The organism is Flavobacterium sp. AC105, from assembly GCF_979258495.1.
Genome location: NZ_OZ409860.1, coordinates 4,714,445 through 4,734,242, shown reverse-complemented (window position 1 = coordinate 4,734,242; position 19,798 = coordinate 4,714,445). Strand labels below are relative to the sequence as shown.

The following is a 19,798-nucleotide window of genomic DNA, read 5'->3' as shown; positions in this document are numbered from 1 at the left end:
AAATGTTACACTTTAAAAGGCAATAATTATATCATTTCTATATTGTAAGTATATCGCTACGTAATAAAAGTTAAAATATTTCGCGAAAATAGGTTTTTTCCGTCGATATGCTAATTTTTTGTTTTTTATCTGTTAAAGTTTAAACAAAAAGGGCCTGATTCACAGAGTTTTGTTTTGACAACCCTAAAAAATTTATACTTTTGTCAAACCCAAATTTATGTTTAACCTAAAGAAATTCAATGATTTACAAAATTTATCCCCTATTTGTGTTTTTTCTATTGTCTTTTGGTAAAGATTCAAAAAGCACTCCCGAGATTAAAAAAGAAACAGTAAAGCATTATGCTAAAGTTGAGAAACTTACTGTTGATGCAAAAATTGAAAGTATTTATAATACCTTAAATTCTAACAATTTTTCATTGCCTGAACTTAAAACTTTTTCTGAAGCTTTAAAAGGTTTTTACCTGTTGAAAGAAAAAGGAGCTATCCAAAAAGATATTTTAACGTTAATTGACTTTAGCTTGTCATCAAACACAAAACGTCTTTGGGTGATTGATTTGTCTACAAATACTATTTTATTTAATTCATTAGTTGCTCACGGAAGAAATACCGGAGAAGAATTTGCTTCTACATTTTCCAATTCAAATTCATCTTTTAAAAGCAGTTTAGGTTTTTATGCAACTGGCGAAATTTACCAGGGAAAACATGGAGCTTCGCTACGTTTAGATGGTTTAGAAAACGGCGTAAATAGTAATGCACGCGAAAGAGGCGTGGTAATGCACGGAGCTGATTATGTTTCGGAATCTTTTATCAGAAATAATAAAAGATTAGGCAGAAGCCAGGGTTGTCCTGCGATTCCGATGGAATTAACAGACGAAATTATTCAGGTTATAAAAGATAAATCATGTTTGTATATCTACCATCCGTCAAGAAGTTTTGAGATGGAAGAAAAATTAATTTCTTAATTTATTATACAAATCTGAATCTAAATTATAAATATCAGCTCTGAAAATGAGCTGATTTTTTTTGCTCCAAGCCGTCCAGTACCATTGATATAAGGCATACTTTTTTGTAATTCTTATACTCGTTGTTTTTTTAGACGCAATTAACGTATCGATTTTTTCCTTATTCCATCTTTCCGGGTTGTCTAAAATATGTTCGGCTAATTCTAAAGGGTTTTCAATACGAACACATCCTGAACTTAACGATCTGTTATTTCTTCCAAAACTACCACGGTGATTGGTGTCATGCAGATACACGCTATGATGGTTGGGAAATAAAATCTTCATCAACCCTAATGAATTATTATATCCCGGACTTTGTACATATCGGTAATTATTGGGTTTTTCTTCATTCCAGGCGTTTGGATCTACGACTTTTCCTGTGCTGTCATATATAGTAATGTTTTTCTTTGCCAGATAATTTCGGTTTCGTTTCATTGCCGGAACTACATCTTCTTTAAGAATTGTTGGAGGAACAGTCCACGTTGGGTTAAAAACAACTGTTTTTAATACAGATGTTATAATAGGCGTTTTTCTTTTGTTTGTTCCCACAATAACATTTCGAACTAAAGTTGTGTCTTTGGTTTCAACTACATTCAGGCTGTAATTCGGAATATTGATAATAAAATAATTCTCGGTAAAATCATTCGGATACCATCTCCAGCGTTCCAAATTGGCAATAATTTGCCTTTTTCTTTGGTCTTTAGAATAATTAAGCGCTTTAATTGTTCCCATACCAATAACGCCATCAGCAGCTAAACCGTGTCTTTCCTGAAATTTCTTAATAGATTCGAATGTTTTTTTATCGTAAATTTTAGTCAGACTGTCTTTTCCAGACATATCATTCCAATACAAAAGCCTTTTTTTGATGTTTATTAAAGCTGCATTTGTATCGTTTAAAGAGATTTTTTTTATGGTATCAATAGTCTGAATATTGTCATCCGGATACGTATTAATAATTTCAAGCGCTTTTAATAGCTGTTTATAAGTCTCAGATTTTGATTGGCTGTTTTCGACAATACTGTCTAATTTGTTTTTATTGAAAGCTTTAATCAACGCATTATTTACATCAAATGTCTTTTCATCCAAATCCCAATCTGTATATAATTTTTTAGGATCCAGTTTTCCCTTATATAAATGATTCAGGTATTTTTCGAAATTATAAGTCAGTAATATATCATAAGTTACTAATTCAGAGTCGTTCAGAGTACTAATTCTGTCTTCGAATTTCTTAAGTTGAGATGCTTTATAATCTTCAGGATTTAATCCTAATGTCTCGGCATTTTTTAATTGAGCTAAAACATAGGTTCTTTTTTTAAGATTTCCCCAAACCGTTTTATTTTCAGATGCGCTATAAAATTGTTTTAAGGTCTCGCTCTTAAAAGCGCCTATTGTTGCAGTATCAATCTGCACTTTTCTTTCATCGGTAAGTATGATTGCCTGAGTTGGTTTTTTTACCACAACAGGGATTATTTTAGTATCTTTTTTACAGCTAATAAATAGGCATAATACTAAAAAAAGGTAAAGTTGCTTCATTTTATAATTTTTTAAACATTAAATAATGTTCTCCAACATCTTCAATATTAAAGGATTCTCCACTAATTTGATAATTCATTTTTTGATAAAAACCCACAGCTGCAGTTCTCGCATTAAACCAGATTAAGTCAACATTGTTTGCGTTACAATACGCTTCGCAATATTTGACCAAAGCTTCGCCGAAACCCTTTTTTTGATGTGTTTCGAGAACGGCCATTCCGCGAATTTGAGCTTGATTTTTTGGGTCAAAGATAGGATTGATTTTAGAAAACAAGGAAATAATTCCTGTTAAATTTTCATTGTCAAATAATCCAAAATGATGTGTAGATTCTAAATCATCTCCTTCAAAGATGCAACTTTCAATAGGTTTTCCTTCTCTTAAGACAGGTTGACGAACGATATATGTTTCTTTTGAGGGTATTTCTTTGATAATATTCATAATTTGTAGAAAATAAATAAATGTATAACTTTTTAATTTTAAATAGGTTATAAAAAATAGTTCATTTTTATTGATTTTTTTTGAAAAAAAGCTTGTTTTGAACTTAACTTATTTTTTATATTTGCACCAGTAATGCGAAAGTAGCTCAGTTGGTAGAGCTCCAGCCTTCCAAGCTGGTTGTCGCGAGTTCGAGCCTCGTCTTTCGCTCTAAAAAACCGAAACTTAATTGCTTCGGTTTTTTTATCAAAATTAAAGAATTATTGATTTTTGTTTTTTTAAATGATTTAATTTTTTATATTTGCACCCTGTTAATGCGAAAGTAGCTCAGTTGGTAGAGCTCCAGCCTTCCAAGCTGGTTGTCGCGAGTTCGAGCCTCGTCTTTCGCTCTTCAAAATCCTCAAACATTGTTTGAGGATTTTTTTTTGGAATTTCATGAACCATATAAGTGATATAAGTTATTATAAGTTTTTTTTAATGAACTTATATCACTTATATGGTTGAAGAAGAAGATTTATTTTAAAGTACTCAAATCGCTTTCGGTTTCTAATTCCTGAGGGGTTTCATTTTTCAAAAATAAACGGGCCTTTAAACTTCCTTTTAAAGTGATTTTTTCACCTTTTACTTCGAGCCAGCTTCCTTCTCTTAAACCTAAAACCGGAATCGCATTAAAAGCATGAAACTCCTTAATTCTCGTTTCGCGGGTTTCTCCCATATGCAAAGATTGTGTATCAGGATCTAAATAATGCGGATTTAAATTGAAAGGAATTAATCCTAAAGTCTGAAAACTTGGAGGGTAAATAATAGGCATATCATTAGTGGTTTGCATTGATAAGCCACAAATATTGCTTCCTGCGCTGGTTCCTAAATAAGGTGTGCCGCTTTTAACAGTTTCTGCTAGAAGCTGCATAATATTGTGTCTGTATAATTGTGTAACCAGCAAAAAAGTATTTCCTCCACCGGTAAAAATTCCTTCGGCATTTTTTATGGCATCTTCGGCATTTTCAAATTGATGAATTCCTTTTACAGCAATGTTTATTAATGCAAATGCCTGGGCTGCTTTTGATGTGTATTCGTCATGCGAAATTCCGCCAGGACGTGCATAAGGAATAAATAAAATGGTTTTGCAATCTTTAAAATGCAATTGTAAAGTAGGTAATAAATACTCTAAATAACTGCCTCCGTGTAAGGTAGAAGTGCTGGCAATGATGATGCTTTTCATAAAATTTGAACTCAGATTGTTTATGTTAAAGATATTAAAAGTCCTTTTCTACAACAGATAAATCGACTTTAATTAACATATTTTTACCAAGTCATTAATACTAAATTTGGAATACATTAAGATATTTTTACACCTTTAAGAATAATTCTAATTTTTTCTCATTTTGATTAATAAAGTTGCCTGTATTTTGATAGTTATTTTAAGCCAAACCAGTTGGTCCCAAAATTTGGATACTCCTGTTTTACGTGGAAAAATTACATCAAATACTTCTGATTTAGAAGGTGTTTATGTTATAAATGCACAAACTGAAGCTATGACAACTACAGATGAATCCGGTGCTTTTTCTATTGCTGCAAAAGCTGGCGAAACATTGGTTTTTTCATCCATACAATTTAAAGAAAATCGGGTTTTGCTAACGCCTGAAAATTTTACGGATATTAATTTTACCGTTAAATTAAATATGGTAATGCACCAATTGCAGGAAGTAATAATTAGAAATTATAATAATATTAATGCTGTTGCTTTGGGAATTATTCCTGACGGACAAAAAAAATATACGGAGGCCGAAAGAAAATTACATACTGCAACTGCTTTAAATCCTGAGGCTAATGCGGGATCAATGGCCGGAGGTTCAATCTCTGCAGATCCTTTGTTGAATTTTTTCTCCGGACGTACGGCAATGCTTAAAAAAGAAGTTGCTGTTGAGAAAAAAGAAGCTTTTATGAAGCTTTTAGAGCATATGTTCAGTTTGGATCATTTTGTTGATCAATTAAAAATTCCACTTGAATACGTAAAAGGATTTGAATATTATGCAGTTGAAAATGATAAGTTTACGGTGATTTTAAATTCAAAGAATAAAACTTCTACAGAGTTTTTATTAGCAGAATTAGCTGTGAAATACAAAGAAATACTAGCTATTGAAAATAATAAATAATAGTTTATTGATTCTGTTATTCGTTCAAGTGAGTTTTGGACAAAGTACTGCTTTAAAAGAAATTCGAGGCCAAATTTTAAAGCAATATATTTTAATTAATGGCGTGAATATTGTTAATACCACAATTCAGGTATCAACTGTTTCGGATTTAAACGGAATGTTTTTGATTATGGCAAAGCAAGGTGATATTTTAGTTTTTTCAAAACTTAATTTTGAAACTTTTCAATATCAGATTACAGCCGAAGATTTGAATACTAATATTATTCAGATTAAAATGCCGGAAAAAGAAATAGAGTTAAAAGAAGTAATAATTAACGGGAATACTAATATTACGGCTAAAAATCTTGGAATCATTTCAGAAAACCAAAAAAAATATACGGACGCCGAAAGAAAACTAGCGACTGCTGGAGATTTTAAACCTATTTCTCTTTTAGGATTATTAGGCGGTTCTATGCCTTTTGATCCTGTTTTAAATAAAATAAATGGCAGAACTAAAATATTAAAAAAGAATATTGAAGTCGAAAAAAAAGAAAATAGTATAGAGATATTAGGTTATCGATTTGATGATGATTATTTTTCTAATCGTTTAGGGATTTCTCTGGAACATATTAATGGATTTAAATTTTATCTTGTTGAGAATAATGAAATAATGTTGTTTTTGAAGGATAAAGAAAATGAAAAACTAGAGTTTCTAATGACTGAATTAGCTCTAAAATACAAAGAAATAATTGCAAGTGAAAACAAATAATACTTTACTAATTCTATTGCTGCTTTTAGTTCAGGTTAGTTTTGGACAAAATACTGCATCGAAAGAAATTCTGGGTCAAATCCTGGAAAAAACTACTTCGGTTGATGGTGTAAATATCATTAATAATACTACACAGGTTTCGGCTATCTCAGATTCAAACGGAATGTTTTCGATTGTTGGCAAGGAAGGCGATGTTTTAGTCTTTTCATCGGTTAATTTAGAACCTCTCAAACACAGAATTACTGCTGACGATTTGACGGCGACTTCAATTTTGATCAGAATGACAGCAAAAGAAATTGAATTAAAAGAAGTAGTTGTCAATGAAAACGCCAATATTAATGCTGAAAATTTGGGTATAATTCCATACGGGCAAAAAAAGTATACGCCGGCCGAAAGAAAAGTTTATACAGCAACGTCAACTTCTGTAGATAAGCTGCTTAATAAAATTTCCGGGCGAACTGCAATGCTCAAAAAAGAAGTGAATGTCGAGAAAAAAGAGATGCTTTTTAGAAAAATGGAATACCTTTTTGAAGAGAATTATTATACGGAAAGACTGAAAATTCCGTTAGCTGATATAAAAGGATTTCAATTATATTGCGTAGATGATGCTGAATTTGCCGTATCTTTGAATACTAAAAACAAAACAATGAGTATGTTTTTAATAACAGATTTAGCAAGGAAATATCTAATAATTCTCGAAAATGAAAAATAGACTAGGAATACTCGTTGTGTGCTTATTTTGTCAAATCATGTTAGGGCAAAATGCTTCAAGAAAGCCATTGCATGGTCAGGTTGTCAATAGTACATTGGCTATAGAAAGTGGTTATGTAATGAATATTAGTGCAAAAGTCAGAACTTTTATTGGTTCAGGCGGATTATTTGATATCATGGCAAAACCTAAAGACACTTTGGTGTTTTCGGGTTTGGCATTTCAGCCAAAAAAAGTGGTTTTAACTGAAAAAGATTGTGCAGCAGTACTTTATCTGATTCAATTGGATTTGGCTAATAATCAATTAAAAGAAGTTGTAGTTCGTAAAGATTTGAAAGTAAAATCTCTTGATAAGGATACTCAAAAATATGTTGATATGCAATTTGAAGATGATAAGCAATCAACAGCCAAAAATACGGTCATGTATTCTGATCAGACGATTAAATACGGAATGGATTTTGTTCGAATTTTTAAGGATGTGAAAAAGGCGCTGAAGAAAAATGAAGATGTGAAACCGGAAGTTATAGATGACATGGCTTTTGTTAAATATTCAAGAGCTAATTTTACAAAAGATTTCTACACAAAAACGTTAGGTTTAAAAGAAGATGAAATCGATCTGTTTTTGATGTATTGCTCAAACGATCCGGAATCTAAAAAACATTTACAGCCGGACCAGAAATTTGAGTTAATGGATTATATGGTGAATAAAAATAAAGAATTTCAGAAATCAAATGTTGCCGAAAAATAGATTAATATATCCTTTACTTGGGATTTTGTTTTTGATGCTTTCATCTTTTGCATTCCATAAATTTTATATGGGCGTTTTTCAGGTCAATTATGCGGCTGAGAAAAAAATGATCCAAATTACTTCCCGAATTTTTGTTGATGATCTAAACAACGGAATCGAGAAAAAATACCACACAAAAACATACATCGGCACGGAGAAAGAAACCCAGGCCGATGTTGATTTATTAAAAAAATACCTTTCAGAAAATTTTACCATAAAAATAAACGGACAATCAAAGCCTGTTACTTTTTTATCTAAAGAAGTAGAGTCTGATGATGTTCTCGTTTGTTATTCCAGAATAAAAGATATTGAGAAATTTAAGACAATTGAAATTTCTAACACAATTTTAGTGGATTGGAATGCAGAACAGCAAAACATTACACATATTACAGCATTTGGTACTAAAAAGAGCGTTCTCTTTACAGAATCTTCAAGGAAGGAAGTGTTAAAGTACTAGATAATAAGTTAAATTATTATTTTAATTATTATTTTCACACCCTGACAAAATTACCCATAAAGATTTATGAAAAAACTTTCATTATTATTGCTTTTTCCTGCAATACTTATCGCACAGGAAAAAACAACTAACACAGCCACACCAAGACAACAAGGCAAGTACGACACAAACAAATTCAGTCAAATGTATGATTTGTTGGCAACGCCAAATATGTTTCGTACCGCATCCGGTGCACCAGGTCCGGCTTATTATCAGCAGCAGGCAGATTATAAAATTGATATTGAATTAGACGATAAAAATTCAAAATTAAGTGGTTCTGAAACGATTACCTATTCAAACAATTCACCGGATAGTTTAGAGTATTTATGGGTTCAGTTAGATCAAAATCAGGCAAAAGCCAATACACAAACTTCTTTAGCTGAAAGCGAAAAAATTAATCCCGTTTTACCACTTGATAGTTTTTCAAGCAAATATTTGAAAAAAGATTTAGAGCGTGGTTTTAATATCGAATTTGTAAAAGATTCAAAAGGGAATCCAATGTCATATACCATCAACGAAACCATGATGCGTATTAATTTGGTTGCGCCTTTAAAACCGGGAGAAAAAATCTCATTTTCTGTAAAATGGTGGTACAACATCAATAATTACAAAAAAGAAGGCGGACGTTCAGGCTATGAATTATTCGAAAAAGATGGAAACAAATTATATGTAATTGCGCAGTTTTATCCAAGAATGGCCGTTTATAATGACGTTGAAGGATGGCAAAACATGCAATTCTGGGGAGGCGGAGAGTTTGCTTTACCTTTTGGAAATTTCGACGTAAATATTACCGTTCCTGCAGATCACGTAATTGATGCAACAGGAGAATTAACCAACAGAAACGAAGTTTTTACACCGGAACAGGTAAAACGTTACGAACAAGCTCAAAAATCATTTGACAAACCAGTTGTAATCGTTACGCAGGCAGAAGCAGAAGCAACTGAAAAAGGATTTTCTGAAAAGAAAAAAACATGGAAATTCAGCGCTAAAAATGTACGTGATTTTGGGATTGCTTCGTCAAGAAAATTCATTTATGATGCAATGGCCGTGAAATTAGGCGGTAAAGTTGTAATGGCAGAATCTGTTTATCCAAAAGAAGCAAATCCGCTTTGGGGAGAAACATCGACAATGACAGTGGCACATACTTTAAAAAGTTATTCATCACACACATTTGATTATCCTTATCCAAAAGCAGTATCAGTTTCTGCAGAAGATCAGGGAATGGAATATCCAATGATTTGCTGGAATTTTGGTCGTCCTGATGAAAATGGAGTAACAAGCAAAGAAACTAAAAACGGAATGATTGGTGTTGTAATTCACGAAGTGGGACACAATTTTTTCCCAATGATTGTAAACTCAGATGAACGTCAATGGACCTGGATGGATGAAGGTTTAAATTCATTTATGGAGTATATGGCTGAACAGGAATTAGATTCAAATTTCCCGTCAAGACGCGGACCTGCAAAAAACATTGTTCCTTATATGAGTGGCGATCAAAAAATGTTGGAGCCAATTATGTCAAATTCTGAAACAATTATTCAGTTTGGAAATAATGCTTACGGAAAACCGGCTACAGGTCTTAATATTTTAAGAGAAGTAGTTATGGGAAGAGAATTGTTTGATTATGCCTTTAAAACATACGCAAACAGATGGAAATTCAAACATCCAACTCCTGAAGATTTCTTTAGAACTATGGAAGATGCTTCTGCAGTAGATTTAGATTGGTTTTTTAGAGGATGGTTTTATTCAACTGATTTTGTAGATATCGGAATCAAAGATGTAAAACAATATTATGTTTCTGACACTCCAACAACCGATATTAAGAATGTAAAAGTAAGAAAAGGACGTTTTGGATTCGATAAAGGACCATTTGTTTACTTGGTTTCTGGAGAAAATGCAGAAGTAAATGCTTCAAAGAAAAAAGCATTACAAGTAGACGACGTAAAATTATTATCGGATTATGTAAATCAAACTTTTACTGCCGAAGAAAAAGCAAGTTTAAAATCGCCTAAATATTTCTATGAAGTAGAATTTAATAAACCAGGCGGAATGATTATGCCAATTTTGGTGGAGATTACTTACGAAGACGGTACAAAACAAAATTATCAGTATCCGGCGCAAATCTGGAGAAAAAATAATGACACCGCTAAGAAAGTGTATGCAACCGAAAAAGCAATCAAAAGCATTCAGATAGATCCAAAATTAATGACTGCAGATATCGACGTAACCAATAATTCCTGGCCTAAAGTTGAAGAAAAGTCAAAATTCGATTAAACATAAAACTAAAAGACTCTGAAAAGAGTCTTTTAGTTTTTTAAGTAAATTTTAAAACTCTCAGCTACAAAATTTAATATCTTTGTGGCACACAAAAATAAAAAGATATGTTTGGTATAGGAGGAGGAGAATTAGTTTTCATACTATTTATTGTACTAATGCTTTTTGGTTCAGACAAAGTTCCGGAAATTGCACGTACCATGGGAAAAGCTATGGCGCAATTAAAACATGCGACCAACGATATTAAAAGCGAAATCCAGAAAGGAGCAGAGGCTAATGGTCTTGATGCAAAAGCCCTTACGGATATAACCGGAAATATCAATGCCCAGATTAATGATGCAAAATCGAATTTATTAGGTGATACAACTAGTTTATCGTCTAATAATTTGTTGGGTGATACGGCCACAGAAATCAATAAAGTAAAAGAAGATATAGATTCGATCTCAGGACCTGTAAAACGCCAAATGTAAGATGCTTGAAAAAATACAAGAATTAGATACCAATTTATTTGTATATCTTAACGGTTTAGGCTCTGAAACATACGACAAATTATGGCTAATTATTACCAATCAATTGTATTGGACGCCATTTTTCCTGTTCCTTTTTTATCTGATTTATAAAAAAGTAGGAGGTAAACAAACCTTGTATATTTTACTTTTTATAGCAGTTTTGATTGCTTTTACAGATCAGACCTGTAATTTATTCAAACACACTTTCGAACGTTTACGTCCTTGTAATAATCCCGAATTAAAATCTTTTATTCGTATTGTTCAGGTTCGTACTTCATATAGTTTTTTCTCAGGTCATGCCGCAAACACAATGGCTGTTGCGACCTTTTTATACCTAATTTTTAAACGCGATTTCAAGTATTTAGGATTCTTGTTTTTATGGCCGTTAATTTTCGCTTATAGCCGTATTTATTTAGGTTTACATTATCCTGGAGATATTCTTACCGGATATTTCTTCGGAGCTCTTTTTGGATCTTTACTTTATTTGGTATATCGAAAACTAAAACCACAATATTTTCCGGGATAATTTTCAGGAGCTATTTCCAGCTATCCGTTTCAATCTTTTATCCCGAACTCCGGCACAAAAGGATTTACACTTCTATCTGGGCTAGGGAACTCATTTTCAAAAGAAAATTAAGATCAAATTATATATCAAGTCTTGAATTCTCTCTTGCTTTAACTGGGAGGATAAAATTTAAACCAAAATAAAAGGCTTTAGCCAAAACGCTTATAACGTTTGGCTAAAGCCTTTTTTAATATTATTTAATTTACCTCCAGCTAAAGCAAGAGGCAATTCAATCAAGTTGGATTTGTCATTTCGAGGAACGAGAAATCACACAAGAACTCTGCACAGAGTTGCTAATCTTTGTAGATAAACTAGTGCGATTTCTCTCTTCGATCGAAATGACAAAATCACGACTAAAGCACTTGGCTAAAAGTCAAATTTTCAACAACAGTTTTTTCACTCCATTCCAATCCATTAGGAAGTTCTTGTTTACTAAACTCAATATGAATAACCCTTCTTCGTTCGTTATTGGTAGTTTTGTTTGAAGCATGAAAAAGTAAAGGTTTCATAATCATGATGCCGCCTTTTTCAACTTCACAAATAGATTCTTTCTCTTTTTCAAAATCTAAATTCTCGATTCTTAAAATTCCCTTTGAATGTGAATTGTTAATGACTTTTAAAGCGCCATTATCTTTCGTGGTTTTGTCAATATGAATTCTGATTGTAAAATTATTTTCCAGAATTTCTTTCGGCGGCTGAACAGCAAATTGATTTTGTTTTGTCGTCCAGTTTTCGAAGTTTTCTATTTCTATTTTCTTGTCAACAGAAATGGTTAAATCCTGATGATATGCCACAAACCAATTGGATTTTTCCGGTTTATCAAAATAAATAGATTTAGTAATAAAATTACCTTTTCCAAAATTAGATTCAATAATATCTTGTAATTTCTGATTGAAAATGAAAGGCAAAGTTTCCGGTATTTCTTTGTGAAATTGTCTGATGGCAAATAAATCCTCAGATTTTCTAAAAGTGGTTTTTGCGTTATTGTTTTCGGTAACATTCTCAATTAATAAAATCAATTTTTTAATTTCATTTTCAGAATATACATTATCGATAATTGTAAAACCTTCGGAATTTATTTCGTTTAAAGAATTCATTTTGAAATCAATTTATATAATTATTGTGCTGGAAAACTTAGAATCTTAGCCTCTCAGAACTTAGAATCTTTCGCTAAAGCACTCTACTCACAGTCAATCCATCACGAATCGGCAATAAAACCGTTTCAACTCTTGGATCGTTTTTCAAAAGCAAATTGTATTCTAAAAGTACTTTTGTACTCACATCATTTGGGTGAACAGGTTCCAGGATTTTTCCGCTCCACAAAACATTATCAGATAAAATGATTCCGCCTTTATTCATTTTCGGAACAATCATTTCCCAATAATTCAGGTAGTTTTCTTTATCTGCATCAATAAAAACCAAATCAAATTTTACATCAAGCGTTGGAATAATAGCAACCGCTTCGCCTAAATGCTGAAAAATTTGTTTTCCCCAAGGCGAAGCATCAAAATATTTTCGTTGAAAATCAACTAATTCTTCTTTGATATCAATAGTATGTAATTGTCCGTTTTCCTGCATTCCTTCGCATAAACACAAAGCAGCGTAGCCTGTATAAGTGCCAATTTCAAGAATATTTACCGGACGAATTAATTTAGACAGCATACTTAAAACACGACCTTGAAAATGTCCGCTTAACATTCTTGGCAAAAGTATTTTCTGGTACGTTTCCTTATTTAATTTTGCCAGTAATTCCGGTTCGTTTTCAGAGTGCTGTTCAATATAATTCTCTAAGTCTTGTGATATAAAATGCATCTTGTAGTTCTTCTAATTTAGAAAGCAAAAATACAAAAATATCCACTTCCTTTTTTGCATAAAAAAACCACTCGTATCAGCGAGTGGTTTTAATTTGAATTCCAGAAGAAATTATTTTTTTAAGGCGTCATTAACGTCTTTAGCTGTTTTTACAGTTCCGTCCTTAGCGGCTTTTGCAGCAGCTTCGGTTTTTTCTGCCGCTTTTTTAGTTGCGTCTTTTACGTCATTTGCTGTTTTTTTGGCTGCACTTTCAACATCATCAGCTGTTTTTTTAGTAGCATCTTTTACATCCTGAACTGCATTTTGCGAAGCTTCTTTTGCTTTAGCAGCAGCAGTTTCGGCTTTAATTACAGCGCTATCTTTAGCTTGCTCAATATCTGTTGTTAAAGTATCAACTTTGTTTCCAAGCGTTAATTGATCATCTCCCGGTTTTGGCTCTTTCTTCTCGCAAGATTGAACAGCGAATGCTAATAAAGCAATAACAGCTAAGCTTAAAATTTGTTTTTTCATAATGGATTAATTTTTTTTTAGGTTATAAAATTTAAAGGTTATAAAGCTGAAAAATAAAGATACACATTTTAAAATGATTGAGCTCTTTGTAAGGTTATTTTCCTTTTGAGAGCAAGACAATTCCCGTGCCAAATTTTTAGGATTATAAAAGATAAACATAAAGTTTTTTCAGAATGAAAAGGTTTCCATAAATACTTAGTAACTTTGCGCCATGCAAATTGAGAAAAAAGACATAAGAGCCTTATCAAAAGATCAGTTACGCGATTTTTTTGTTGAAAACAATGACAAAGCTTTTCGCGGAAATCAGGTCTATGAATGGTTATGGAGCAAAGGAGCACATAGTTTTGATGATATGACCAATGTGGCTAAAACCACAAGAACTATGTTAGAAAATAATTTTGTTATCAATCACATTAAGGTTGATACAATGCAGCGCAGCAGCGACGGAACAGTAAAAAATGCAGTTCGTTTACACGATGGTTTAGTGGTAGAATCTGTTTTGATTCCAACAGAAACCAGAACAACAGCCTGTGTTTCAAGTCAGGTTGGCTGTAGTTTAGATTGTAATTTTTGCGCAACATCACGTTTAAAAAGAATGCGAAATCTGGAGCCGGGAGAAATCTACGATCAGGTTATTGCAATTGATAAAGAAAGCCGTTTGTATCATAATCATCCGCTTTCGAATATTGTTTTTATGGGAATGGGCGAACCTTTGATGAATTATAACAATGTCATTAAAGCTATTGATATGATTACATCTCCGGAAGGTTTAGGAATGTCGCCAAAACGTATTATGGTTTCGACATCCGGAATCCCAAAAATGATTAAGAAAATGGCCGATGATGATGTGAAATTCAAATTGGCGGTTTCCTTACACTCCGCGATAGATGAAATCCGCGCCCGAATCATGCCTTTTAGTAAAAATTTCCCGTTAGCAGATTTAAGAGAATCATTAGAATATTGGTACAGAAAAACAAAGAATAAAATTTCGTATGAATATGTGGTTTGGAAAGGAATTAACGACGATAAAGCTTCAATTGATGCCTTGGTTAAATTCTGTAAATATGTGCCTTGTAAAGTTAATTTAATTGAATATAACCCAATTGATGACGGCGAGTTTCAACAAGCTTCAGAAGAATCTATTATGGCTTATATAAAAGCTTTAGAAAATATTGGAGTAGTAGTTAAAGTACGTCGCAGCCGCGGAAAAGATATTGATGCCGCTTGCGGACAATTAGCGAATAAAGAAGGGGATAAATAGTGTAGTCCCTACGGGACAAACACGCATACTATGATAATTTTTTTCTACCGACATGTAATCTCTCCGAGATATATTAATAGAAAAACATTTTCTGATAACTTTATGTAAGTTCTCTATGATTTATTCCGTTAGGAATTAGATGCCGGTAGAAAAAAAATAAACGCAATATAAATGTCCCGTAAGGACTACACATTACAATAATTCATATAAATAAAAAGCATTAAAAACGAGATTAATTCTTGTTCTTAATGCTTTTTTTGGGCAAAAAGGATATTATTTTTTCAGATCAATTTCTTCCGTAACTCCGTCTTTTGTTACTTTGGCAAGAGAATCACAATTTCCGTCGCCATAATCAATAACTGCAGAAGCACTATTTTTAGTAACCGATACAATTCCTTTAACAGCAAATGATTTTTTACAATACGCATTAAATTCGAGAGGTGTAGTAATCTCGGCAGAAAAACTATCTCCGTTAGGAAAAGTAGTCGATACGCTTCCGGTTACAAGAAAAGCATTGTCTTCCCAATTAAACCAGGTATCGTAGCCTTCTACCATTTCTTTTACTAAAGAACCTTTTCTGATATACACACTTCCGTCATCAAAAGTAACCGTAATATCAACTGCTGCAGTCGAAACCGGATGCGCAGTTGCCAGTAGATCCGTTGTTTTTACAGTTCGGATAATACTTTTGCTGCCTTGAAGTTTTTTGCCATTGTGATAAAATCCATCAAAAGTGTAACTTATAGATTGTGTTGAAGCAGAAAAATCATTAGAGAAAGAAATGACCATTTTTCCTTTCACCGTATTTCCGTTATTCAGTGTACAGCCTTCAACACCAAAATCTACCGTTCTCGTCCAGGTATTATTTGTTAAAACCGTTGTTATAGTAGCGCAGCCTGGCAGAAAATTTTTTACGACTCCGTCAGGTTTACTATTGCTGTTTTGCTGTGCGCTAAATTGATCTTCAGCAATATCAGTTACATCTTCAATTGAGGCGTCAATTTTAGAATTTGTAATAATATCATCGTTAGAAATTCCTGCAGATGATCCGTCATTTGTTTTTTCATCAGAATTACAGCTAACGAAAAAAGATAAAGCGACTAATGTTCCAATAAATAAAAATTTAGTTTTCATAATAAATAGTTTACGTGATTTACTTTTAATTAATGAATTTAATTAGGCTTTATTAGATAGTGTTTTTTGGTATGTTTTCTTAATTATTCTATAAATTGTTAATATACTAACTTAAAATACACAACGTTTTTTTATTTAAAATAGTATATTTGGAATCGAAATGAATATTACTTCTCAAATAAAACAGCCCATCTTTAACGAGATGGAACTTTTTGAAAAAAAGTTCCATGAATCGATGACCTCAAAGGTGGCTTTACTGAACCGAATCACTTATTATATAGTCAATAGAAAAGGAAAACAAATGCGTCCGATGTTTGTTTTTCTGACCGCAAAAATGGTTTCCGGTGGTATTGTAAACGAAAGAACGTATCGTGGCGCATCAGTAATTGAACTGATTCATACTGCAACTTTGGTACATGATGATGTGGTGGATGATAGCAATCGCCGCCGCGGATTTTTCTCCATCAATGCACTTTGGAAAAATAAAATTGCCGTTCTGGTTGGGGATTATTTATTGTCAAAAGGATTATTGCTTTCTATAGATAATGGTGATTTTGATTTACTCCGAATCATTTCTGTAGCCGTTCGTGAAATGAGCGAAGGTGAATTACTCCAAATAGAAAAAGCCCGAAGACTCGATATTACCGAAGATGTTTATTACGAAATCATTCGAAAGAAAACCGCAACACTTATTGCAGCTTGTTGTGCGCTTGGTGCAAAATCTGTAATTGAAGATGATATTCAGGTCGAGAATATGCGCAAATTTGGTGAACTTATCGGAATGGCGTTTCAAATCAAAGATGACTTATTCGATTATAGCGAAGAAGCAATCGGAAAACCAACAGGAATTGATATTAAAGAGCAAAAAATGACTTTGCCTTTAATTCATGTTTTAAATACTTGTACTCCGCAAGAAAAAAAGTGGTTGATAAACTCCATCAAAAACCACAATAAAGACAAAAAACGCGTCAAAGAAGTAATTGCTTTTGTAAAAGACCATAATGGTTTGGCTTACGCCGAAAATAAAATGATCGAATTTCAACAGGAAGCACTTCTACTTTTAGAAAATTTTCCTGATTCTGAGTTTAAAGCTGCGCTTATTTTAATGGTGAATTACGTTATTGAAAGAAAAAAATAATTAGATAATTTGTCAATTAGAAAATTAGATAATTTGTTTACCTTGTTGTAAATCAATTGTCTATATTTTTATATTGGAATTTGGTTCGAAAGCTTCGGGATATTTTTTGACTTTTTTTCATCCCTCATACAACCATTTTACAACCTAACTCGTCTATGCTAATAGAAGTCTGTTACTAAACCAAAAACCAAAAGCTTATAAATGAAAATTATTCATTTACATCAAGAAGAAACTGAACTTATAAAGTTGGCTGTCGAAAATAATCGACAAGCACAACAGCAAATATACAGTCGGTTTTTTTCAAAAATGCTGAGTGTTTGTCGACAATATATAAAAGACATTCAACTAGCCGAAGATGTAATGATAACCGCTTTTATGAAAGTGTTTACGAACTTAAACAAATTTGAACATAAAGGAAGTTTTGAAGGCTGGATTCGCCGAATCATGGTTAATGAATGTATTTCTTATTTAAGAGTTCAGAAAAAAGTAAAATTTACGGAAGATGAAATTTATACAGAAGAAAGTTTTAATGCAATCGACAGTCAATTTTCGATAGATCAGATTCAGTTTTTAATAGATGCTTTACCAGACGGTTACAAAATGGTTTTCAATTTATACGCCATCGAAGGATACAAACACAATGAAATTGCAAAGATGTTAGGCATTAATGAAGGAACATCGAAATCGCAATTATCGCACGCCAGAAAAATGCTGCAAACACAAATTAATATTCTAAAAAAACAAGATAATGGAACCGAATAATTTTGAAAAGGATTTCCGTGAAAAACTAAACCAGCGTAAAATTGAACCAAGCGATAAAGCTTGGGACAGATTAGACGCAATGTTAAGTGTGGCTGAAGAAAAGAAGCAACCTAAAAAGAACAGAAAGTGGCTTTATATAGCTGCCAGTGTTGTTGGGTTTTTATTAGTTGGAACTTTCTTTTTCAATCAAAAGAAAAGTGTAACTGAAACTCCAACAAACAAAGTTGTAATTGAAAATGTTGTAAAGAGGGATTCAGTGATAAAGCCAACTTTAAATACAACAGATTCAGTTAGAACTGAAGTTGCAGTTTCTGAACAGAAATTAGTTCAGAAAACAGAAAAACAAGAAAATAATCATCACGATGTTTCAGAACAAAATTCAAATAAACCAATTAAAAATGTACAAAATCAAATAGCGGAGTCTTCAGTCATCATCAAAAACAATCAAGAAAAACAATCAATCAACAATCAAACTGTAACTGCCGAAAAACCTAAAGGTGAAAACGTAGATCAGTTGTTAAATTCAGCCGAAAAAACTGTTGTGGCAGAGAATTCGGTTAAACCAAAAACTAAAATAAGAATTAATGCCAACGATTTACTCAATCAGGTCGATGGCGAATTAGAACTTTCGTTCAGAGAAAAAGTAATTACCAAAGTCAATAGAAATTATCAGACTGTAAAAGTGGCTTTGGCAAACAGAAATCAACAGGAGTAAAGAATATAGATTAAAGAATATAGATTAAAGAATATAGATTAAAGAATCAAGAACCAAGATCAAGAACAAAAAATTAATAATTAACAATTAATAATAAAAAAAATCATCAATCACAATCAATTTTAAAAATCAATCAATCATGAAAAATTTTACCATTTATCTCGTAATTCTAGTCTTTTTATTTGTTAGCAAAGTGCTGGGACAGGAAACTTTTGAATCAAAAGCAAAACAAATTGCTGACAAAATAGAGAAGGTTACGAAAGAAGAAAAAGCAACTTTGAAAGAAGAAGTCGAAGCCGTAAACGTGCAATTATCTGAAGGGAAAATTACACAGGAACAAGCTGACAAACGCAAAAAAGAATTGGCCGAAGCCAGAGCAGTAATTATTGAAGAAAAAGTAACATTAGCACAAAACGAACTTAATGATTTAGTGCAGCAAAAAGTAGACGGAAAAATCAAAGAAGGAGATTCAATCAAGAAACATACTCTGGTTATTCATTGGAATGATAAGGAATGGAATGAAAAGAACAAAAAAAGAAAAGATTCTATCCATGGCGAAAGAAGAACCACTTCGCAGTTTGTGTTTGCAATGGGTTTGAATAATATAATGGTCGACGGAAAACTTCAGGATTCTAATTACAGTTTTATAGGTTCGCATTTTTACGAATGGGGTTTTACTTATAATTCAAGATTATTGAAAAATGATAATTTACTGCATGCCAAATACGGGCTTTCGTTAATGTATAATAATATTCGCCCAACAGATAATAGAAGTTTTGTGGTAAATGGCGATCAAACCGAACTGCAAACCAACGCGATCAATCTTAGCGAATCTCGTTTTAGAAATGTTTATATCGTGGCGCCGGTTCATTTAGAATTTGATTTTTCTAAACCTAAAGTAGTGAACGGAAAAACATATTTCAGAACACATAAAAGTTTCCGTTTCGGGATTGGTGGTTACGCAGGAATTAACGTAAAATCAAAACAAATTTTAAAATACGATCAGGACGATTTAGATTATAAAACAACGATAAAAGGCGATTATAATGTAAATAATTTTGTTTACGGACTAAGTTCATATATTGGATATAAAGAAATGAGTTTGTATTGCAAATATGATCTGAACCCTTTATTTCAGGATAATGTAGTCAAAGAAAATAATATTTCATTAGGATTAAGATTTGATTTAAATTAAGAATACAATTGAGTTAGTTAGTAGAAAAAGTGTTTCGAAAGAGGCACTTTTTTTATG

21 protein-coding genes and 2 tRNA genes are annotated in these 19,798 nt (G+C 32.3%); 16 read left to right on the top strand and 7 right to left on the bottom strand.

Annotation, left to right across the window (positions count from 1 at the left end; translation table 11 throughout):
• Nucleotides 1-239: 239 nt before the first annotated feature.
• Complete coding sequence (locus tag ACZ0AH_RS19535; RefSeq protein ID WP_463477435.1) at nt 240-962, top strand: murein L,D-transpeptidase catalytic domain family protein; 723 nt, start codon at nt 240-242, stop codon at nt 960-962.
• Here the strand turns inward: ACZ0AH_RS19535 and ACZ0AH_RS19530 are convergent.
• Together ACZ0AH_RS19530 and ACZ0AH_RS19525 are read right to left on the bottom strand one after the other, a co-directional pair.
• A complete protein-coding gene (locus tag ACZ0AH_RS19530; protein WP_463477434.1) occupies nt 951-2,534 on the bottom strand; it encodes a L,D-transpeptidase family protein in 1,584 nt (527 codons plus the stop codon). The genes ACZ0AH_RS19535 and ACZ0AH_RS19530 overlap by 12 nt on opposite strands.
• A gap of 1 nt (nt 2,535) precedes the next feature.
• A complete protein-coding gene (locus tag ACZ0AH_RS19525) occupies nt 2,536-2,973 on the bottom strand; it encodes a GNAT family N-acetyltransferase (RefSeq protein WP_463477433.1) in 438 nt (145 codons plus the stop codon).
• A 134-nt stretch (nt 2,974-3,107) separates the two neighbouring features.
• Here ACZ0AH_RS19525 and ACZ0AH_RS19520 point away from each other — a divergent pair.
• Together ACZ0AH_RS19520 and ACZ0AH_RS19515 are read left to right on the top strand one after the other, a co-directional pair.
• A tRNA-Gly gene (locus ACZ0AH_RS19520) sits at nt 3,108-3,180 on the top strand.
• Between the two features lie 106 nt (nt 3,181-3,286).
• Nucleotides 3,287-3,359, top strand: a tRNA-Gly gene (locus ACZ0AH_RS19515).
• 125 nt (nt 3,360-3,484) lie between these two features.
• Here ACZ0AH_RS19515 and pepE read toward each other — a convergent pair.
• A complete protein-coding gene (gene pepE, locus ACZ0AH_RS19510; RefSeq protein ID WP_463477432.1) occupies nt 3,485-4,192 on the bottom strand; it encodes a dipeptidase PepE in 708 nt (235 codons plus the stop codon).
• A gap of 226 nt (nt 4,193-4,418) precedes the next feature.
• Here pepE and ACZ0AH_RS19505 point away from each other — a divergent pair, with 226 nt between their 5' ends.
• From ACZ0AH_RS19505 to ACZ0AH_RS19470, 8 genes are all read left to right on the top strand, one after another.
• On the top strand, nt 4,419-5,126 hold the full coding sequence (locus ACZ0AH_RS19505) for a carboxypeptidase-like regulatory domain-containing protein (protein ID WP_463477431.1): 708 nt from the start codon (nt 4,419-4,421) through the stop codon (nt 5,124-5,126).
• Nucleotides 5,110-5,874 (top strand): carboxypeptidase-like regulatory domain-containing protein, encoded by a 765-nt coding sequence (locus ACZ0AH_RS19500; RefSeq protein WP_463477430.1) that lies wholly within the window; start codon nt 5,110-5,112, stop codon nt 5,872-5,874. Before ACZ0AH_RS19505 ends, ACZ0AH_RS19500 begins: the two co-directional genes overlap by 17 nt.
• Entirely contained in the window at nt 5,861-6,586 is a 726-nt protein-coding gene (locus ACZ0AH_RS19495; protein ID WP_463477429.1) for a carboxypeptidase-like regulatory domain-containing protein, read from the top strand. The genes ACZ0AH_RS19500 and ACZ0AH_RS19495 overlap by 14 nt, the downstream gene beginning before the upstream one ends.
• Entirely contained in the window at nt 6,576-7,331 is a 756-nt protein-coding gene (locus tag ACZ0AH_RS19490) for a hypothetical protein (protein ID WP_463477428.1), read from the top strand. Before ACZ0AH_RS19495 ends, ACZ0AH_RS19490 begins: the two co-directional genes overlap by 11 nt.
• The gene (locus ACZ0AH_RS19485) at nt 7,315-7,827 is read left to right on the top strand and encodes a DUF6702 family protein (RefSeq protein ID WP_463477427.1); all 513 of its coding nucleotides are present in this window, start codon (nt 7,315-7,317) and stop codon (nt 7,825-7,827) included. The genes ACZ0AH_RS19490 and ACZ0AH_RS19485 overlap by 17 nt, the downstream gene beginning before the upstream one ends.
• 66 nt (nt 7,828-7,893) lie before the next feature.
• Nucleotides 7,894-10,140 carry a M1 family metallopeptidase gene (locus tag ACZ0AH_RS19480; RefSeq protein ID WP_463477426.1) on the top strand — a complete coding sequence of 749 codons (2,247 nt, stop codon included), beginning with the start codon at nt 7,894-7,896 and terminating at the stop codon, nt 10,138-10,140.
• A 107-nt stretch (nt 10,141-10,247) separates the two neighbouring features.
• Nucleotides 10,248-10,610 (top strand): Sec-independent protein translocase subunit TatA/TatB, encoded by a 363-nt coding sequence (locus ACZ0AH_RS19475; RefSeq protein ID WP_463477425.1) that lies wholly within the window; start codon nt 10,248-10,250, stop codon nt 10,608-10,610.
• Nucleotide 10,611: 1 nt separating this feature from the next.
• A complete protein-coding gene (locus ACZ0AH_RS19470; protein WP_463477424.1) occupies nt 10,612-11,175 on the top strand; it encodes a phosphatase PAP2 family protein in 564 nt (187 codons plus the stop codon).
• Nucleotides 11,176-11,567: 392 nt separating this feature from the next.
• Here the strand turns inward: ACZ0AH_RS19470 and ACZ0AH_RS19465 are convergent, their stop codons facing one another.
• The 3 genes from ACZ0AH_RS19465 to ACZ0AH_RS19455 all read right to left on the bottom strand — a co-directional run bounded on the left by ACZ0AH_RS19465 (nt 11,568) and on the right by ACZ0AH_RS19455 (nt 13,536).
• Nucleotides 11,568-12,311 carry a phytanoyl-CoA dioxygenase family protein gene (locus ACZ0AH_RS19465; RefSeq protein WP_463477423.1) on the bottom strand — a complete coding sequence of 248 codons (744 nt, stop codon included), beginning with the start codon at nt 12,309-12,311 and terminating at the stop codon, nt 11,568-11,570.
• 73 nt (nt 12,312-12,384) lie between these two features.
• On the bottom strand, nt 12,385-13,026 hold the full coding sequence (locus tag ACZ0AH_RS19460) for an O-methyltransferase (RefSeq protein WP_463477422.1): 642 nt from the start codon (nt 13,024-13,026) through the stop codon (nt 12,385-12,387).
• Between the two features lie 111 nt (nt 13,027-13,137).
• The gene (locus ACZ0AH_RS19455; protein ID WP_463477421.1) at nt 13,138-13,536 is read right to left on the bottom strand and encodes a hypothetical protein; all 399 of its coding nucleotides are present in this window, start codon (nt 13,534-13,536) and stop codon (nt 13,138-13,140) included.
• A gap of 211 nt (nt 13,537-13,747) precedes the next feature.
• On the opposite strand from ACZ0AH_RS19455, the gene rlmN reads away from it, so the two are divergent.
• On the top strand, nt 13,748-14,797 hold the full coding sequence (gene rlmN, locus ACZ0AH_RS19450; RefSeq protein ID WP_463477420.1) for a dual-specificity RNA methyltransferase RlmN: 1,050 nt from the start codon (nt 13,748-13,750) through the stop codon (nt 14,795-14,797).
• A gap of 273 nt (nt 14,798-15,070) precedes the next feature.
• Here rlmN and ACZ0AH_RS19445 read toward each other — a convergent pair whose 3' ends face one another.
• Entirely contained in the window at nt 15,071-15,931 is an 861-nt protein-coding gene (locus tag ACZ0AH_RS19445) for a hypothetical protein (RefSeq protein ID WP_463477419.1), read from the bottom strand.
• Between the two features lie 160 nt (nt 15,932-16,091).
• On the opposite strand from ACZ0AH_RS19445, the gene ACZ0AH_RS19440 reads away from it, so the two are divergent.
• The 4 genes from ACZ0AH_RS19440 to ACZ0AH_RS19425 all read left to right on the top strand — a co-directional run bounded on the left by ACZ0AH_RS19440 (nt 16,092) and on the right by ACZ0AH_RS19425 (nt 19,741).
• Entirely contained in the window at nt 16,092-17,069 is a 978-nt protein-coding gene (locus ACZ0AH_RS19440; RefSeq protein WP_463477418.1) for a polyprenyl synthetase family protein, read from the top strand.
• Nucleotides 17,070-17,270: 201 nt separating this feature from the next.
• Nucleotides 17,271-17,831 (top strand): RNA polymerase sigma factor, encoded by a 561-nt coding sequence (locus ACZ0AH_RS19435; protein WP_463477417.1) that lies wholly within the window; start codon nt 17,271-17,273, stop codon nt 17,829-17,831.
• A complete protein-coding gene (locus tag ACZ0AH_RS19430; RefSeq protein WP_463477416.1) occupies nt 17,818-18,546 on the top strand; it encodes a hypothetical protein in 729 nt (242 codons plus the stop codon). The genes ACZ0AH_RS19435 and ACZ0AH_RS19430 overlap by 14 nt, the downstream gene beginning before the upstream one ends.
• A gap of 139 nt (nt 18,547-18,685) precedes the next feature.
• A complete protein-coding gene (locus ACZ0AH_RS19425) occupies nt 18,686-19,741 on the top strand; it encodes a hypothetical protein (protein ID WP_463477415.1) in 1,056 nt (351 codons plus the stop codon).
• Nucleotides 19,742-19,798: the final 57 nt, after the last annotated feature.

What these genes read in the sequence shown, in the direction of transcription:
- ACZ0AH_RS19535 (WP_463477435.1), top strand. Translation starts at nt 240, where the DNA reads ATGATTTACAAAATTTATCCCCTATTTGTGTTTTTTCTATTGTCTTTT.
- ACZ0AH_RS19530 (WP_463477434.1), bottom strand. Translation starts at nt 2,534, where the DNA reads ATGAAGCAACTTTACCTTTTTTTAGTATTATGCCTATTTATTAGCTGT.
- ACZ0AH_RS19525 (WP_463477433.1), bottom strand. Translation starts at nt 2,973, where the DNA reads ATGAATATTATCAAAGAAATACCCTCAAAAGAAACATATATCGTTCGT.
- pepE (WP_463477432.1), bottom strand. Translation starts at nt 4,192, where the DNA reads ATGAAAAGCATCATCATTGCCAGCACTTCTACCTTACACGGAGGCAGT.
- ACZ0AH_RS19490 (WP_463477428.1), top strand. Translation starts at nt 6,576, where the DNA reads ATGAAAAATAGACTAGGAATACTCGTTGTGTGCTTATTTTGTCAAATC.
- ACZ0AH_RS19485 (WP_463477427.1), top strand. Translation starts at nt 7,315, where the DNA reads ATGTTGCCGAAAAATAGATTAATATATCCTTTACTTGGGATTTTGTTT.
- ACZ0AH_RS19480 (WP_463477426.1), top strand. Translation starts at nt 7,894, where the DNA reads ATGAAAAAACTTTCATTATTATTGCTTTTTCCTGCAATACTTATCGCA.
- ACZ0AH_RS19475 (WP_463477425.1), top strand. Translation starts at nt 10,248, where the DNA reads ATGTTTGGTATAGGAGGAGGAGAATTAGTTTTCATACTATTTATTGTA.
- ACZ0AH_RS19470 (WP_463477424.1), top strand. Translation starts at nt 10,612, where the DNA reads ATGCTTGAAAAAATACAAGAATTAGATACCAATTTATTTGTATATCTT.
- ACZ0AH_RS19465 (WP_463477423.1), bottom strand. Translation starts at nt 12,311, where the DNA reads ATGAATTCTTTAAACGAAATAAATTCCGAAGGTTTTACAATTATCGAT.
- ACZ0AH_RS19460 (WP_463477422.1), bottom strand. Translation starts at nt 13,026, where the DNA reads ATGCATTTTATATCACAAGACTTAGAGAATTATATTGAACAGCACTCT.
- ACZ0AH_RS19455 (WP_463477421.1), bottom strand. Translation starts at nt 13,536, where the DNA reads ATGAAAAAACAAATTTTAAGCTTAGCTGTTATTGCTTTATTAGCATTC.
- rlmN (WP_463477420.1), top strand. Translation starts at nt 13,748, where the DNA reads ATGCAAATTGAGAAAAAAGACATAAGAGCCTTATCAAAAGATCAGTTA.
- ACZ0AH_RS19445 (WP_463477419.1), bottom strand. Translation starts at nt 15,931, where the DNA reads ATGAAAACTAAATTTTTATTTATTGGAACATTAGTCGCTTTATCTTTT.
- ACZ0AH_RS19440 (WP_463477418.1), top strand. Translation starts at nt 16,092, where the DNA reads ATGAATATTACTTCTCAAATAAAACAGCCCATCTTTAACGAGATGGAA.
- ACZ0AH_RS19435 (WP_463477417.1), top strand. Translation starts at nt 17,271, where the DNA reads ATGAAAATTATTCATTTACATCAAGAAGAAACTGAACTTATAAAGTTG.
- ACZ0AH_RS19430 (WP_463477416.1), top strand. Translation starts at nt 17,818, where the DNA reads ATGGAACCGAATAATTTTGAAAAGGATTTCCGTGAAAAACTAAACCAG.
- ACZ0AH_RS19425 (WP_463477415.1), top strand. Translation starts at nt 18,686, where the DNA reads ATGAAAAATTTTACCATTTATCTCGTAATTCTAGTCTTTTTATTTGTT.